Source organism: Prevotella bivia DSM 20514 (genome assembly GCF_000262545.1).
GTDB lineage: Bacteria > Bacteroidota > Bacteroidia > Bacteroidales > Bacteroidaceae > Prevotella > Prevotella bivia.
Map to the genome: position 1 here is coordinate 657,295 of NZ_JH660660.1, position 15,953 is coordinate 673,247.

At 41.4% G+C, this 15,953-nt stretch carries 14 protein-coding genes and 1 tRNA gene; 14 read left to right on the forward strand and 1 reads right to left on the reverse strand.

Annotated elements, in window-relative coordinates:
• The first annotated feature begins 21 nt into the window (after positions 1-21).
• From PREBIDRAFT_RS05105 to pdxT, 6 genes are all read left to right on the forward strand, one after another.
• Positions 22-732 carry an ABC transporter ATP-binding protein gene (locus PREBIDRAFT_RS05105; protein WP_036875637.1) on the forward strand — a complete coding sequence of 237 codons (711 nt, stop codon included), beginning with the start codon at positions 22-24 and terminating at the stop codon, positions 730-732.
• 130 nt (positions 733-862) lie between these two features.
• Positions 863-1,405: a hypothetical protein gene (locus PREBIDRAFT_RS05110; protein ID WP_004339389.1), complete on the forward strand. Its 543-nt coding sequence runs from the start codon at positions 863-865 to the stop codon at positions 1,403-1,405.
• Between the two features lie 59 nt (positions 1,406-1,464).
• On the forward strand, positions 1,465-3,528 hold the full coding sequence (gene metG, locus PREBIDRAFT_RS05115; RefSeq protein WP_004338159.1) for a methionine--tRNA ligase: 2,064 nt from the start codon (positions 1,465-1,467) through the stop codon (positions 3,526-3,528).
• Between the two features lie 203 nt (positions 3,529-3,731).
• Positions 3,732-4,691, forward strand: coding sequence for a bifunctional hydroxymethylpyrimidine kinase/phosphomethylpyrimidine kinase (locus PREBIDRAFT_RS05120; protein WP_004339392.1), 960 nt, complete (start codon positions 3,732-3,734; stop codon positions 4,689-4,691).
• Positions 4,692-4,708: 17 nt separating this feature from the next.
• Complete coding sequence (gene pdxS, locus PREBIDRAFT_RS05125) at positions 4,709-5,584, forward strand: pyridoxal 5'-phosphate synthase lyase subunit PdxS (protein WP_004338161.1); 876 nt, start codon at positions 4,709-4,711, stop codon at positions 5,582-5,584.
• Entirely contained in the window at positions 5,581-6,159 is a 579-nt protein-coding gene (gene pdxT / locus PREBIDRAFT_RS05130; RefSeq protein WP_004338162.1) for a pyridoxal 5'-phosphate synthase glutaminase subunit PdxT, read from the forward strand. Before pdxS ends, pdxT begins: the two co-directional genes overlap by 4 nt.
• Positions 6,160-6,619: 460 nt before the next feature.
• Here pdxT and PREBIDRAFT_RS05135 read toward each other — a convergent pair whose 3' ends face one another.
• On the reverse strand, positions 6,620-7,579 hold the full coding sequence (locus PREBIDRAFT_RS05135) for a patatin-like phospholipase family protein (protein ID WP_004338163.1): 960 nt from the start codon (positions 7,577-7,579) through the stop codon (positions 6,620-6,622).
• 116 nt (positions 7,580-7,695) lie between these two features.
• Between PREBIDRAFT_RS05135 and PREBIDRAFT_RS05140 the strand changes: the two genes are divergently transcribed.
• The 8 genes from PREBIDRAFT_RS05140 (at position 7,696) to pta (ending at position 15,918) form a co-directional block, all read left to right on the forward strand.
• On the forward strand, positions 7,696-9,396 hold the full coding sequence (locus PREBIDRAFT_RS05140; protein ID WP_394330218.1) for an RluA family pseudouridine synthase: 1,701 nt from the start codon (positions 7,696-7,698) through the stop codon (positions 9,394-9,396).
• A gap of 53 nt (positions 9,397-9,449) precedes the next feature.
• A tRNA-Leu gene (locus tag PREBIDRAFT_RS05145) sits at positions 9,450-9,535 on the forward strand.
• 24 nt (positions 9,536-9,559) lie between these two features.
• Positions 9,560-10,552 carry a TlpA disulfide reductase family protein gene (locus tag PREBIDRAFT_RS05150; RefSeq protein ID WP_004339397.1) on the forward strand — a complete coding sequence of 331 codons (993 nt, stop codon included), beginning with the start codon at positions 9,560-9,562 and terminating at the stop codon, positions 10,550-10,552.
• Positions 10,553-12,100, forward strand: a complete 1,548-nt coding sequence (locus PREBIDRAFT_RS05155; protein ID WP_004338166.1) for a YifB family Mg chelatase-like AAA ATPase — start codon at positions 10,553-10,555, stop codon at positions 12,098-12,100.
• Between the two features lie 30 nt (positions 12,101-12,130).
• Positions 12,131-12,895 carry an EFR1 family ferrodoxin gene (locus PREBIDRAFT_RS05160; protein ID WP_004338167.1) on the forward strand — a complete coding sequence of 255 codons (765 nt, stop codon included), beginning with the start codon at positions 12,131-12,133 and terminating at the stop codon, positions 12,893-12,895.
• Positions 12,896-13,136: 241 nt separating this feature from the next.
• On the forward strand, positions 13,137-13,949 hold the full coding sequence (gene folP, locus PREBIDRAFT_RS05165) for a dihydropteroate synthase (protein WP_004339401.1): 813 nt from the start codon (positions 13,137-13,139) through the stop codon (positions 13,947-13,949).
• A gap of 7 nt (positions 13,950-13,956) precedes the next feature.
• A complete protein-coding gene (gene cdaA, locus PREBIDRAFT_RS05170) occupies positions 13,957-14,727 on the forward strand; it encodes a diadenylate cyclase CdaA (protein ID WP_004338169.1) in 771 nt (256 codons plus the stop codon).
• A gap of 135 nt (positions 14,728-14,862) precedes the next feature.
• Positions 14,863-15,918: a phosphate acetyltransferase gene (gene pta, locus PREBIDRAFT_RS05175; protein WP_004338170.1), complete on the forward strand. Its 1,056-nt coding sequence runs from the start codon at positions 14,863-14,865 to the stop codon at positions 15,916-15,918.
• The last annotated feature ends 35 nt before the right edge of the window (positions 15,919-15,953 follow it).

Here is a 15,953-nt window from a genome sequence, read left to right on the forward strand (position 1 = left end):
TTATTTACTAAGGTAACACACATGAAGTTTACACTTTCACATCTTGACATTGGTTACCAACCACAGCACAACGTAATATCAGATATTAACGTTGAAGTGATAAGTGGTGGACTGACGTGTTTGATAGGTCCCAATGGTGTTGGAAAATCTACCTTACTAAAAACGCTATCGGGCTTTTTACCGAAATTAGGAGGCGAGATTTTACTGAACAAGCTAGACCTTTCACACCTATCCAACAAAGATTTGGCACGCAAAATTAGCGTAGTTCTCACCACAAAGCCCGATGTTCAGAATATCACAACAGAAGAAATGATAGGTTTGGGACGCTCCCCTTACACGGGTTTCTTCGGCACTTTGCGCAAGGAAGACGAAAAGGTAGTGAATGAGGTAATCGAAACTGTAGGCATAACAAGTCTGAAAGGTAGAGCAATACACACACTATCGGACGGCGAACGACAAAAAGTGATGATAGCAAAGGCATTAGCACAAGAAACGCCTATCATCCTCTTAGATGAGCCAACAGCCTTTCTCGACTTCCCTTCAAAGGCTGATACCTATCGCCTCTTACACGAAACAGCACAGAAATTGGATAAAATTATCCTCCTCTCCACACACGATTTGGAACTTGCCATTCGTTTCTCCGACACAATTTTAGAGGTATCGAAACAGGGAGTAAAGAAGGTTTCAAGGGTAGAGGTTGAGCAAAATATAGAATTACTGTTAAATATTTAATATCAACACGTTATAAACTTTATCAGGAAAGAAAAAAGATTGAAAAGTAAAGGGTAATCTTTTAAATGAGCAAAAGATAACCTTTTACAATCAAGAAGAAAATAACAAACAAAATAAAAGAATTTAGAAAATGAAAAGAAGCTTATGGATGGCTACCCTAGGAATGGGTATTGCCCTACTTTTTGCTAGTTGTGGAACACAGCAAAAAGCAACAACAACCGAAACAAATGCCCCTATTATTCCCGTGGAAAACGTTACAGCACAAAGCGATATGATTTCAGTGGCTGAGGCTATAACAATCTTTGAGCACCCAGAGAACACAGATGCTATAGTAAAGAAGTATGGCTACAAACTCAAGAAGGGTTATGAAGTATATCGACTAGATAAATTTTCAAAGATGTATTACAAGAATTGCACCCTCGCTAAGCTAATAACAAAAACGGCATACGGCGATTATCCAAAACCATTAGCTAAGGGGGTATCAAGCTATATCGCCTTTAAAGAAGGGGCTATTATCGTGGCTGTATTCAATCAAAAGGCTTACGACAACCTTGTGGCACAAGTAAAGGCAAATGGTTTTGTGCTAGATATGCCAGGCAGTGAGGATATTTATAAGCGTGGTGAACGCACCATTGCATGCTATCAGGCAGGCAAAAGCATTAGAATACAATAATTTTTGCTATTTGTTTTATTTAAAGTAACTTTGCAGTAGAAATAAATAGCAACCCATATATGGAAGAAAAGAAATTTAAACGCACCACCGTAACGGCAGCGTTGCCTTATGCGAATGGTGGTGTTCATATCGGGCACCTTGCAGGTGTTTATGTACCATCAGATATATACGTTCGTTATCTTCGCTTGAAAAAGCAAGAAGTAGTTTTCATTGGCGGATCTGACGAACACGGTGTGCCTATCACTATCCGTGCTAAGAAAGAAGGCATCACTCCTCAAGATGTGTGCGACCGTTATCATTCCATGATTAAAGACTCGTTCAAAGACTTTGGAATTTCGTTCGATGTTTATAGCCGTACCACAAGCGATGTACACAATAAGCTAGCAAGCGACTTCTTCAAGAAACTTTATGAAGAGGGAAAACTCGTGGAAAAGGAAAGCGAACAGCTTTACGATGAAGAGGCAAAGCAGTTCTTAGCAGATAGATATGTAATGGGAGAATGTCCTCATTGCGGTAATCCTAATGCGTATGGCGATCAGTGCGAGAAGTGCGGTTCGGATCTTAGTCCTTTAGAATTAAAGAACCCTCGATCTACAATCTCTGGCTCACAGCCTGTACTTAAAAATACCAAGAACTGGTATTTGCCTTTAAACGATTATCAAGAGTGGTTGAAAGAGTGGATTTTAAAGGAGCATCAGGAATGGCGTCCTAATGTATATGGTCAGTGTAAGAGTTGGCTAGACATGGATCTTCAGCCTCGTGCTATGACCCGCGACCTCGATTGGGGTATTCCTGTTCCTATAGAGGGAGCAGAAGGTAAGGTGCTATACGTTTGGTTTGATGCACCTATTGGTTATATCTCTAACACCAAAGAGCTTTGTGATAACGAGCCAGAGAAGTTTGGTAATTGGGAAAAGTGGTGGAAAGATCCTGAAACCCGCTTGGTTCATTTCATCGGTAAGGATAATATTGTGTTCCACTGTATCATCTTCCCTACCATGCTAAAGGCACACGGTGGCTATATTCTCCCTGATAATGTGCCATCAAACGAGTTTTTAAACCTTGAGAACGACAAGATTTCTACTAGTAAAAACTGGGCTGTTTGGTTGCATGAATACTTAGTAGACTTCCCTGGAAAGCAGGATGTGTTACGCTATGTGCTTACTGCTAATGCGCCAGAAACCAAAGATAACAACTTCACATGGAAGGATTTCCAAGAGCGCAACAACTCTGAGTTGGTGGCTATCTATGGCAACTTTGTTAACCGTGCGTTACAGTTGACAAAGAAGTATTGGAATGGTGTGGTACCAGCATGTGGCGAATTGCTTGATGTAGACAAACAAGCTATTGCAGAATTTCAAGATGTTAAGGAGAAAGTGGAAGCTTTCTTAAACGTGTTCAAGTTCCGTGAAGCACAGAAAGAAGCTATGAACCTTGCACGCATTGGTAACCGTTACATCACCGAGTGTGAGCCTTGGAAGGTTTGGAAAACCGATCCTAAGCGTGTGGAAACGATATTGAATATCTCATTGCAGTTGGTGGCTAACCTAAGTATTGCTTTCGAACCGTTCTTGCCTTTCAGCTCTGCCGAACTTCGCAAGCTCATCAACCTGACAGAATGTGAATGGAGCGAACTAGGATCTACTGATCTTTTGAAAGCTGGTCAGCAACTTGCCGAACCTCATTTGCTCTTCGAAAAGATTGAAGATGATGCTATTGAGGCTCAACTTCAAAAGCTAGAAGACACCAAGAAAGCAAACCAAGCCGCTAACTATAAGGCAGAACCTATCAAGGAAAATGTGTCTTTCGAAGACTTCGAGAAGATGGATATTCGTGTAGGTCATATCATAAACTGTGAGAAAGTGAAGAAGAGCAAGAAGCTACTTCAGTTTACCATCGACGATGGTAGCGGCACTCCTCGCACCATTCTCAGTGGTATCGCTGCTTATTACGAGCCAGAACAGCTCATCGGCAAGGACGTATTGTTTATTGCCAACTTCCCTCCTCGCAAAATGATGGGGATCGAAAGCCAAGGTATGATCCTTTCTGCCGTCAACTTTGATGGCACTCTTAGCGTAACAACAACGCTGGGTGAGGTGAAGCCAGGTAGCCAAGTAGGATAATAACGACAATCAAACATTTTTATTATAATAGCAGAAAAGGAGCGTAGCAGAAAAGTGTTACGCTCCTTTTTGTATTCAAAAGGACATTGGGAAGTAAAGATTTAGTAAAATCTTAGTTTTTTTTGTCAGTTTACAAACGAAACTTGCACAGGTAAAAAAAAAATTTTTACTTTGTAAGCATAGAAAGAAACGTGCGTAAACTGATGGCTATTATCTTATCCATAACAGGTTCTGATGGTACTGGAGGTTCTGGTATTCAGGCGGATATTAAAACAATATCTGTACTAGGAGGACATCCCGTATCGGCTATTACATCGGTAACTATGCAGAACACTTTGGGTATTCAGGCGGTATACGACTTGCCTGCCGAAACTGTGCGTGGACAAATAGAAGCTATTATCAATGATGTGCAACTCGATACGGTACATATAGGCTTAGTGCGCAATGCTGAAACCTTAGCCGTTGTGGTGGAAACACTACAAAAGTATCGTCCTAAATTTGTAGTTTACGACCCTGTTGTAACCGCAAGTAATGGTGATAAACTACTATCTGACGATGTCGTTGCACTGATACGGCGCAGACTGCTACCTCTCTGCTCGGTGGTGGTATTACGAAAGCGCGACGAAACAAAGTTTGCTGCAAGAGAAATGGCAGATGGAACACGCATAATAGTGCTGGATAATCCGCAAGAGCATGGCTACTCTAACATCTTCTCATCGGCTTTGGCTGTGTATCTAAATAAGGACAAAACCATAGATAATGCCATTGCACGGGCAAAGGAATATGCAAACACGTTTGCAAAACAAGAAGGCGACTTAACGGGGCGTAGCGCACAACTCTATAATGAGTTCTTAACGGCTGTACAACAACACCACGCAACAAACAGAGATGTAGCGTTTTATGCCGACTGCTTGAATGTTTCGCCCACTTATCTCTCGCAAGTAACCCATAAGGTATCAGGGAAAAATCCAAAGAACATCATTGATCAAGCCTTGACCGAAACGATCTCTAACCGATTATCCTCTACCGTGCTCACCATTCAAGAAGTGGCATACGGTTTCAAATTTGGGTCGCAAGCTCAGTTTACAAAGTATTTCAAAAAACAAACAGGGCTAACACCAAGCGAGTTTAGAAGAACATTAACTCCGCATAAAGAGAAATAATTAAAACTTTTAATAATATGAACAACGAAAGACAAACATTAAACCGCAACCTAGCACAGATGCTAAAAGGCGGTGTGATTATGGACGTAACTACCCCTGAGCAAGCTCGTATTGCTGAAGCTGCTGGTGCTTGTGCTGTAATGGCTTTAGAGCGCATCCCTGCCGATATTCGTGCTGCTGGTGGCGTAAGTCGTATGAGCGACCCTAAGATGATAAAGGGCATTCAGGAAGCTGTTACTATTCCTGTAATGGCAAAGTGCCGTATCGGTCATATTGCTGAAGCACAAATCCTTCAGGCTATCGAGATCGACTATATCGACGAGAGCGAGGTGCTTTCACCTGCTGACAATATCTATCATATTGACAAGACCCAGTTTGAAGTACCATTCGTTTGTGGTGCACGCAACTTGAGCGAGGCTTTGCGTCGTGTACAAGAAGGTGCTACGATGATTCGTACAAAGGGCGAACCAGGTACGGGAGATGTCGTTCAGGCTGTTTCTCACATGCGTTTGATGCAAGCAGAGATCCGCCGTTTGGTAGGTATGCGCGAAGACGAGTTGTTTGAGGCTGCTAAGCAGTTGCAAGCTCCTTACGAACTCGTGAAGTATGTACACGACAACGGTAAGTTGCCTGTAGTAAACTTTGCCGCTGGTGGTGTTGCTACTCCTGCTGATGCAGCATTGATGATGCAACTAGGTGCTGAAGGCGTATTCGTTGGCTCTGGTATCTTCAAGAGTGGTGATCCTGAAAAGCGTGCTGCTGCTATCGTGAAGGCTGTTACCAACTATAATGATCCTAAGGTTTTAGCAGAGATTTCTGAAGACTTAGGTCAGGCTATGGTCGGCATCAACGAGCAGGAGATTGAAATCATTATGGCAGAACGCGGTCAATGAGAATTGCAATATTAGCACTTCAAGGAGCATTCCTTGAACATGAACAAATGCTACAGCGGCTAGGGATCGACTTCTTTGAAGTGCGCCAACTAGCCGACTGGCAACAGCCAAAGGATGGGCTTATCATTCCCGGTGGGGAAAGTACAACGATGGGCAAACTACTCTTTGATCTCGGACTTCAAGAGCCTATTCAAAAGGCTATCCGTGAAGGCTTGCCCGTCTTTGGTACTTGTGCAGGACTTATCCTTTTAGCTAAGAATGTGGAGGGCGATAGTGAGAACACACGTGCCCACTCACAACTTGCCATGATGGACATAACAGCTAATCGCAATGCCTATGGTCGCCAACTGGGGAGTTTTTATACCGTAGCAGCTTTCAAAGGCATTGGCAATGATGTTCCTATGACCTTTATTCGTGCGCCATTCATTAGTAAGGTGAGCGATAACGTGGAAGTTCTTTCCGAAGTAAATGGTAACATTGTTGCTGCTCGTGAGGGTAATATGCTCGTTACCTCATTTCATCCAGAGCTTGATACCGACACGCGCATCCACGAGTATTTCATAAAGATGATATAAAAAAACACGATATTCGTATATCTGTTTAATGGTAAAGCGGAAGCATTTCTATACAAAGCGCTTCCGCTTTTTGTTTTTTATGCTAACTACTTTTCATACAAAAACTGACCTATAGGTTGATAAAAACCTATCGCATTTGTGCTGTAAAATATTTAACAAAGAAGTAATACATGATCTATTACAGCGTAAAAGGTCATGTTTTACATGGCAAAAGGTAACCTTTAGCATTGTAAAAGATGACCTTTCACGGAGTAAAAGGTTACCTTTTAAAAACTAAGCCCTAACACACTATTATACAACAAGTTACATAAGGCTTATTTTTTGTGTATAGTAATTTTAACGTAAGAAAATAAATTTACAGATAATATTCTGCCACCTAGCACACTGCTGGTGCTTTTAAAAAAAGATTACAGTAGCCAACGGCTATGCTTTTATATATCCTTCAATGAGCCAACGACGGCTATTTTAGCTTTTTAGCCAATGTTTTCAGATCGTCCTCTTTTACCTTACCAGCTTCCTCACCTATCTTTATCATTTCTGCAATTGCTTTAGGGGTAAAGCTAGAAACGCTGTATCCTTTAAGGTCGGGGTTGATGTATATGTCTATATTTTGGCGATTAAAGTTGTATTTTTTGATGTCTGGACGATCGGCAAGCCATTCGAAGATACCACCTAAACTGCGCAAGAAACTAAAAGGCGACTTATAATCGTCGTGCTTTTTCTGCTGAAGATCAATGGCAATCACGATGTCGGCACCCATCTGGCGCACAATGTCGATAGGAAGATTGTTGATCATTCCACCATCCACCAACATCATAGAGTCTAGCTGTGCAGGCTTGAACACCCCGGGGATAGCCATGCTTGCACGTATGTTACGTGCTAAACACCCCGTGTCGAGCACCACCTCTTGGCGATGTTTAAAGTCGAAAGCCACACATTTAAAAGGTATCTCCTTAGATCCTTTCACCTTTGCAGGCGAGTGAGTTATTAATGAGTCGAGATAATCGTAAATTTTATCACCTCTTAAAAAGCCATGACTACGCTTTTGTCCGTCCTCTTTTCGTTTCTTCACAGGGAAGCCAAAGAGGTAGGTAACACCATCTTCCTCCTTATATATTCTCCCTGCTAATGTGCTATCACGATCGGTTAATAAGTTGAGCCAATCCTGATTGCGAAACAAAGTATCTAAGTCGGTAGCACTGTAACCATTAGCATAGAGTCCACCAATAATAGCACCTACACTGGTTCCTGCAATATAATCAATATGAATACCAGAACGTTCTATCGCCTTTAGCACCCCCACTTCGGCAGCACCTTTTGCTCCGCCACCACCAAAAACAAGTCCTACCTTTGGGCGACTAGCCATTGCTGGCAAGAGCGTTATAAGGGTGATTATAAATAAAACTAACTTCTTCATCATTTGACAAAAATACGGATTTAAAAAGAAAGCAAGTTCTATTTCAAAAGGTTTTAATGACTTTTACACTAAAATAAGTTGTAACTTTGTTTTCAAATAACTTCTTTGACGATTACAACATGCACAACTGCTTTCACCCCTTACAATATAAAGGTTCGCTTCCGTCAGGCTTGAATAATCCTTTTGATTACGATCCTGACGAAGTGAGTTTGTTAGCTTGTAAAGCTCTACAAGCTTCCCTGCCTTCTGCCAATGTAGAAGGCAAAATGTATGGAGTCTTAGTGGTGGAGAAAGAGGGAGAGTTAGGCTATTTAGCTGCCTATTCTGGTCAGATCGCTGATAATAATGGCGCTTTTGTTCCCGCAGTGTTTGATTATCTTCAGCCCGATGGTTATTTTAAGCAACACGAGCAAGAGATAAGTCAGATTAATGCTAAGATCAAAGCTATAGAAACCCAACGCAATTTTATCAAGGCAAAAGACACGCTTATAAAGGCTCAACAGGAAGCTGATAAGGCTATAGAGGAGCAGAAACAAGCGATGAAAATATCAAAAGCTTTGCGCGATCAGGTGAGAAAAGCAGGCTATGTAACCATAGACGATGAACGAGCATTGATAAAGGAAAGTCAATTCTTAAAAGCTGAACTTCATCGTAAAAAGCTATATTATAGGGATAAGATAGCAGCTATACAGCAAGTAGTCAATAGTTATCAAGAAGAAATACGCTTGTTGCAGTGTGAAAGAAAATTGAAGTCCGACCGACTACAAGCGTGGCTTTTCTCACAATTTAAGTTTACTAACTATAAAGGTGAAAAAAAGGATCTATGCGCTATCTTTCGCGATTATTATATAAACGAAGGTGAAAACACTGATAAAAAGGATCGTTCCTACCGTCAACAACCACCTTCTGGTGCAGGAGAGTGTTGCGAACCAAAGCTTTTGCAATATGCTTTCACACAGGGCTATAAGCCCATTGCTATGGCAATGTTTTGGTGGGGAGCCTCGCCAAACCAAGAAATAAGGCAACATGGGCAGTTTTATCCTGCTTGCAATGGTAAGTGTAAACCCATTTTGTCGTGGATGTTGGGCAACTTGTTAGAAGAAAAGTATAAGATTAAAGAGCTTCCAAACGAGGAAATTCACCGCCATCGGCAAGATGTAAGCATAGAAATACCTATCCTATTTGAGGACAACTATCTTGCCGTGATAGACAAACCTGCAGGTTTGCTTAGTGTGCCAGGGAAGAAACTTGCCACTTCGGTATATGCTCTTTTAAAGCAAAAATGGCAAGGACGGTGTAAACCCTATATGGTACATAGATTAGATATGGATACAAGCGGACTCATGGTGGTAGCTAAGCAAGCGCATGTATATCATGATTTACAGCAACAGTTTATTAATCGGACTGTCAATAAACGCTATACAGCCTTTTTACCCTTGTCGCTTCTTGATAAAAACTTGCCCCCAAAAGGTAAAATAATACTTCCGCTGACTGCCGATTTGTTCGACCGTCCACGCCAAAAGGTAGATAAAGAAGTGGGCAAGATAGCCATTACAACGTATGAAATAGTAGGTAAAACGCACTATGGAGAGAGGCTAAAGCAGCTGGCTGTACGTGTTTTACTTTACCCACATACGGGAAGAACCCACCAGCTACGTGTGCATTGCGCTCATTCCGAAGGACTAGGCACACCCATTATAGGCGATAATCTTTATGGAAACAAGGCCAATCGGCTTCATCTTTATGCCGATCGGCTTCGGTTTGTACACCCCATAACCCATAAAGAAATGACATTTTCGCTTCAAAGTAGTATAAAATAGTTTAGAATTATTTTGCCAATTTGTAGAAATAACTTATCTTTGCACTCGGTTTAGCCGCAATGGTGGAATTGGTAGACACGAGGGACTTAAAATCCCTTGGCCAGAAATGGCTGTGCGGGTTCGAGTCCCGCTCGCGGCACTAACTTATTTATCTCTTATGCAGATGAAACGAATAGCATTTTTATTTTTGACCCTATTGCTGTTGGTTTCTTGCGGTACCAGAAGTGGTTACTTCAAGATGGAAGGTCGTTTCCTGCACATGAATTCTGGTGAACTTTATCTTTATAGCCCCGATGGTGGTATTGATGGTATGGATACTATCAAGATTGAGGCTGGTCGTTTTGCATACGAGATACCATGTGCCACTCCTTCTACCTTAGTAATGATCTTCCCTAACTTCTCTACTCAACCCATTTTTGCCGAAGAAGGCGAGGCTGTAGAGGTGAAGGCGGACGCTTCCCACTTGAAGGAAATGGAAGTATCTGGCACGGATAACAATGAGTTGATGACAAAGTTTCGTAAGCAAATAGCAACGGCATCACCTCCAGATATACTAAAATATGCTGTGCAATTTGTAAACGACCACCCCGAATCAATAGTGAGTACTTACCTTGTTAGAAAATATCTCATTGAGACAGAAACACCTGATTATAAGCAAGCGTTAAAGCTTATCAATCTTATGTTGAAGGAACAACCCAAGAATGTTACTTTGGTAGGTATGAAGCAACTGCTATTAACACACGGAAACGCACGTATAGGAACAACGCTTCCACGTTTTAAAACAAAAGATGTTAATGGTAAGGTGATTACAAACGCTGACTTAAAAGGCAAAACAGTGTTTATAAATACATGGGCTTCATGGAGTTTTGAAAGTATGGAGCTTCAGCGTGCTATCAATGATGCTGTGAAAGAAGGCAAAGCAGTTGCTCTCGGTATCTGTGTAGATCCTGATGCTAAGGTTTGTAAACAACTGCTTAAATCTAACGATATACAATTCGCAAATGTATGCGATGGCAATATGCTTGAGACAAAATTGCTCAAGACATTCAACCTAAGTACAATACCTGATAATATTGTTATTCGTAATGGACGTATTGTGGAGCGTAATGTAACTGCTAATACCGTCCGTCAACGCTTATCCGATAATAAACTTTAAATGCTTGTAAAAACATTCTGTGCTGCTGTAAACGGTATGGAAGTAACCACTGTAACCGTTGAAGTGAGTATTACACGCGGCATATTATTTCATCTTACAGGGCTGGCAGACACAGCCGTGAAGGAGAGTCATGACCGTATTGCTGCGGCTTTGATGAACAATGGGTATAAGTTTCCTGTAGCTGATATTACTGCCAATCTTGCGCCTGCCGATATTAAGAAAGAGGGGGCTAGCTTCGATTTGCCCCTTGCCATTGCCTTACTGGCTGCTAGTGATAAAATGAAGAGTGATAAGTTAGCCGATTATATACTTGTAGGCGAACTTAGCTTAGATGGTTCTTTACAGCCTGTAAAGGGTGTTCTACCCATTGCTATTAAAGCTCGAAAGCAGAAGTTTAAGGGAATTATCGTTCCTAAAGCCAATGAACATGAGGCGGCTGTGGTAGATACGTTGGAGGTGTATGGCATGAATAACATTTTAGAAGTAATCAACTTTCTAAATGGTGAGTCGGCTCCAAAACCTTATACGGTTGACACGCGTAAAGAGTTTTATGAGCAACAATATCAATTTGAGCTAGATTTTGCTGATGTAAGAGGGCAAGAGAATGTAAAAAGAGCCTTAGAAGTGGCTGCTGCTGGTGGGCATAATCTGATTATGATAGGTCCTCCCGGAAGCGGAAAGAGTATGATGGCGAAGCGTTTACCCTCTATTCTTCCTCCACTATCTTTATCGGAAAGCCTTGAAACAACACAAATTCATTCTATTGCAGGAAAGTTAAAAAGGAATAGCGGTCTCATCACTCAGCGACCTTTCCGTAGTCCTCATCATACTATTTCCGAAGCAGCTTTAGTGGGTGGTGGTACAAATCCTATGCCCGGTGAGATCACTTTATCGCATCATGGTGTGTTGTTTTGTGATGAATTGCCAGAATTTTCGAAGCACACCCTCGAAGTATTGCGCCAACCATTAGAAGATAGAAACATCACTATATCAAGAGCCAAATATACCGTTACTTATCCTTGTAGCTTTATGTTTGTGGCAAGTATGAACCCTTGCCCATGTGGTTACTATGGTGACCCTACCCATCATTGTGTATGCTCGCCAGGACAAATCCAAAAATATCTTTCAAAAATATCGGGTCCTTTACTCGATCGTATTGACATTCAATGTGAGATAGCTCCTATACCTTTTAAAGATATATCGCAGGCTACATCTGGTGAACCGAGCAAGGCTATACGCGAACGTGTGATGGCAGCAAGGGAAAGACAGACAGAACGTTTTAAGGATTATCCACATATACACTGCAATGCGCAGATGTCGGAGCGTATGATACACGAATTTGCAGAACCTGATCAAGAGTCGTTAGACTTGTTACGGGTTGCTATGGAGCGTCTAAAGCTCTCGGCTCGTGCCTATAATAGAATATTAAAGGTGGCAAGAACCATAGCCGATCTTGACAAGAGTCCTCAAGTAAAGATGCCACATATTGCTGAAGCCATTGGTTATCGCAGTCTTGATAGAAGCGATTGGGCAGAACGAGGAGTGTAAAGTGTTAAAAATATTAGCCCTTTTAGTTTTATGATTCTTTATTTTTCGGGATCGGGCAATACCAAGTATTTTGTCGATCTATTCAATGCACAATTGGGCGATGTCGCTGTTGATATGACACGAGATAAGCTACCTACAGACCTTTCTGCAGAGACTTCTCTCGGTATTATATTCCCTATTTATGCGTGGGGGATGCCCCCAGTGTTTAAAAAGCGACTTCGCTATCTTTTTGAGCATACTCAGTTGCCGAAGAATAAGTTATATACCTATGTTATTTGCACATGTGGAGATGATATAGGTACTACTGATAAAGAAGTAGCGCAATTGCTAAGCGAGTATGATATAACCATGAATGCTGTCCAATCGGTGGTGATGCCTGAAACTTATGTCGCCTTTCCGGGTTTTTATCTTGATAAACAAGATGTAGGGCGCAAAAAACTAGAAAAGGTAATAGCCGAGATTGCGCCTTTGGTAAGCCGTATCCGTAAGCATATTTGTTTTCATATTGTCCGACCAGGGGCTTTTCCTGTTATCAAGAGTACTATTATTCGTCCTATCTTTAATAAGTTGCTTACTAGTGATAAATATTATAAGGTGAATGATACTTGCACTCATTGTGGACTTTGTGCTAAGGCTTGCCCCATGCAAAATATCAACTATGATAATGGTGGCTTACCTGTGTGGCATCATAACTGTGCTGCTTGTCTTGCCTGCTATCATGCGTGTCCCATAAATGCTATTAGCTATAATTTTACGAAGGGTAAGGGACAGTATCGGCTGAAGAAGTATCTCTAAAGAAATCACCTTATATTTTAATGTTTTTTAGACGCAAGTTTCGTCTGTAAAAAAGTGCATTGCAAGAGATTTATACTATCTTTGCATAAGATAGGCTGCACTCGGCAATATTCAAACAAGCTTGTATTGCGCTCGCTTGCACTATCTTTGCATAAGATAGGCTGCGCTCGGCAATATCCAAACAAGCTTGTATTGCGCTCGCTTGCACTATCTTTGCATAAGTGAAAATAATAATAAAAGCATGATAACTGAACCGATAAACTATAATATTAACGTACGTGGAAAGCTCATGAACCTAGGCGAACCTCAGGTAATGGGTATTCTGAATGTTACACCCGATTCGTTTTTTGCCGATAGTCGTAAACAAACAGAGGCAGAAATCTATAATAGGGCAAACCAAATTATGGAGGAAGGAGCAACGATTATTGATGTTGGGGCTTGTTCTACACGTCCTTGGGGAGCCGTAGTAAACGAAGAGGAGGAAATGGCTCGACTTGCTTTTGCCTTGCCCATTATAACAAAAGCACAACCAGAGGCAGTAATCTCTATTGATACTTTCCGTGCATCAGTGGCAAGAAGATGCATAGAAGAGTTTGGTGCTGATATTATTAATGATGTAGAAGAAGGAAAAGATCCTGATATGTTCAAAACAGTTGCCGAACTAGGTGTACCATATATATTAATGTCGGTGGCAGCTAATTTGCGTGATTTACTCATCAATTTTTCACGTGAGGTGCAGGAATTACGTGCCCTTGGACAGAAAGATATTATTCTTGATCCAGGTTTCGGTTTTGGAAAGACACCTGTAGAAGGTAATTATGAGCTGCTTAACATCATGGAACGCATACAAGTTCTGGAGCTTCCTATTCTTGTTGGTATCAGTAGAAAGCGTATGATCCACCAATTACTAGGTATCACGGCTAACGAATGTTTGAATGGTACCACTGTGCTAAATACGATTGCACTCTTGAAAGGAGCTAATATTTTGCGAGTACATGATGTGAAACAAGCCGTTGAAACAGTAAAAATAATAAAAGCACTAAGGGGGAAATAAAAAAGATATGTTTTTTGAATTTGGCATAAAAGACGTTATCGACATCGTATTAGTAGCACTGATGCTCTACTATATTTACCGACTGATGAAGGAAACACGTTCGCTGAATGTGTTTATCGGTATTATGGTGTTTGTTATCGTGTGGCTCATTGTAAGTCAGGTGCTAGAAATGCATTTGCTTGGAGGTATCCTCGATAAGTTAGTTTCTGTGGGTATGATTGGCTTAATCGTACTCTTTCAAGAAGAAATTCGCCACTTCCTCTATAGCTTAGGAGCGCATGGTAAGCTACAGAGTATCGTGAAACTTTTCGGGCGTGATAAGAAAAGCGAAGCAGATAAGGAAGCCATTATGCCTATCGTTATGGCTTGTATGAGTATGAGTCGTGGAAAGGTAGGGGCTCTCATTGTGATAGAACGTGGTGTGATACTTGATGATATTGTGGAAACGGGCGATTATATTGATGGGCGGATCAACCAGCGTTTAATAGAGAATATCTTCTTTAAAAACTCTCCATTACATGATGGCGCAATGGTAATTTCAAACAAACGTGTGAAGGCTGCGGGGTGTATTCTTCCCGTAAGTCATAAACAAGATATCCCTCGTGAACTCGGACTTCGACATCGTGCTGCTATGGGTATTTCGCAAGATTCCGATGCGCTAGCGATTATTGTTTCGGAAGAGACTGGACGTATCAGTGTAGCTATGCATGGAGAATTCCAACTACGGTTATCTGCAGAGCAATTGGAAAGTATCTTAACAAAAGAGATGCTGACATAAAAATATTACTGAAACAGAATAACTTATTTCCAAATCAGCCTAATAAAAAGGTCGTGCGAGCTTGCTCTGTTCACTTATAATTGCTATCTTTGCATAGCAAATATAGACATCAAACAAGAAAATTAAATATAAACTATGAATTTATTAGAGCAAATCGTTGCGCGTGCTAAAGCAAATAAGCAGCGCATCGTGCTTCCCGAGGCTGAAGAGGAGCGTACACTTAGAGCAGCAGACAAAGTGTTAGCTGATGATATCGCTAACTTAATCCTCATTGGCAACCCAGCCAATATCCAAAAATCTGCCACAGAGTGGGGACTAAAGAATATTGACAAGGCTACCATTGTTGACCCATCTAACAACCCCAAAAGCGAAGAATTTGCTGCGAAATTGGCGGAACTGCGTAAATCAAAAGGTATGACTATTGAGCAAGCTCGCGAGCTTGTTACAAAGAACAACCTATATTTAGGCTGTATGATTATCAAGACAGAAGGTGCTGATGGGCAGATTTCTGGCGCACTTTCTACTACAGGCGAAACACTTCGCCCAGCATTACAGATCATCAAGTGTGCTCCAGGCATCTCTTGTGTAAGTGGTGCTATGCTTGTTTTGACTCACGAACAGCATTATGGTGAGAATGGTATTGTAGTAATGGGCGATGTTGCCGTTACTCCTAACCCAACAGCCGATCAGCTAGCACAAATTGCTTACGCATCGGCTGAAACAGCAAAGAGCGTGGCTGGTTTCCAAGATCCTCATGTGGCTATGTTGAGCTATTCAACAAAGGGTTCTGCAAAGGATGCTATTGATAAGGCTACAGGTAAGAGTGTTTACGTAATTGACAAAGTAGTTGAAGCTACAAAGATTGCTAAGGAAAAGTATCCTAACTTGAAGGTTGATGGCGAGTTGCAAGCAGATGCAGCACTTGATCCAAAGGTTGCTTCTATCAAGGCGCAGGGATCTGATGTTGCTGGTAAGGCAAATGTATTGGTAGTGCCTACATTGGAAGTTGGTAATATCGGTTATAAGCTTGTTCAACGTTTAGGTGGTGCTACTGCTATTGGTCCAATCCTTCAGGGTATTGCTCGTCCTGTTAACGACCTTTCACGTGGTTGTTCAGTAGATGATATTTACTATATGGTAGCTATCACTGCTTGTCAGGCTCAGAATGCTAAGGCTAATGAGCAGCTCTAATATCTTAGTAATTAAGAGAAAATATAGATAAAAAT

Coding starts and splice junctions, on each gene's coding strand:
- PREBIDRAFT_RS05140 (WP_394330218.1), top strand. CDS start 7,696: ATGCACAACTGCTTTCACCCCTTACAATATAAAGGTTCGCTTCCGTCA.
- PREBIDRAFT_RS05135 (WP_004338163.1), bottom strand. CDS start 7,579: ATGATGAAGAAGTTAGTTTTATTTATAATCACCCTTATAACGCTCTTG.
- PREBIDRAFT_RS05110 (WP_004339389.1), top strand. CDS start 863: ATGAAAAGAAGCTTATGGATGGCTACCCTAGGAATGGGTATTGCCCTA.
- pdxS (WP_004338161.1), top strand. CDS start 4,709: ATGAACAACGAAAGACAAACATTAAACCGCAACCTAGCACAGATGCTA.
- metG (WP_004338159.1), top strand. CDS start 1,465: ATGGAAGAAAAGAAATTTAAACGCACCACCGTAACGGCAGCGTTGCCT.
- PREBIDRAFT_RS05120 (WP_004339392.1), top strand. CDS start 3,732: ATGGCTATTATCTTATCCATAACAGGTTCTGATGGTACTGGAGGTTCT.
- PREBIDRAFT_RS05150 (WP_004339397.1), top strand. CDS start 9,560: ATGAAACGAATAGCATTTTTATTTTTGACCCTATTGCTGTTGGTTTCT.
- PREBIDRAFT_RS05155 (WP_004338166.1), top strand. CDS start 10,553: ATGCTTGTAAAAACATTCTGTGCTGCTGTAAACGGTATGGAAGTAACC.
- PREBIDRAFT_RS05105 (WP_036875637.1), top strand. CDS start 22: ATGAAGTTTACACTTTCACATCTTGACATTGGTTACCAACCACAGCAC.
- folP (WP_004339401.1), top strand. CDS start 13,137: ATGATAACTGAACCGATAAACTATAATATTAACGTACGTGGAAAGCTC.
- pdxT (WP_004338162.1), top strand. CDS start 5,581: ATGAGAATTGCAATATTAGCACTTCAAGGAGCATTCCTTGAACATGAA.
- pta (WP_004338170.1), top strand. CDS start 14,863: ATGAATTTATTAGAGCAAATCGTTGCGCGTGCTAAAGCAAATAAGCAG.
- PREBIDRAFT_RS05160 (WP_004338167.1), top strand. CDS start 12,131: ATGATTCTTTATTTTTCGGGATCGGGCAATACCAAGTATTTTGTCGAT.
- cdaA (WP_004338169.1), top strand. CDS start 13,957: ATGTTTTTTGAATTTGGCATAAAAGACGTTATCGACATCGTATTAGTA.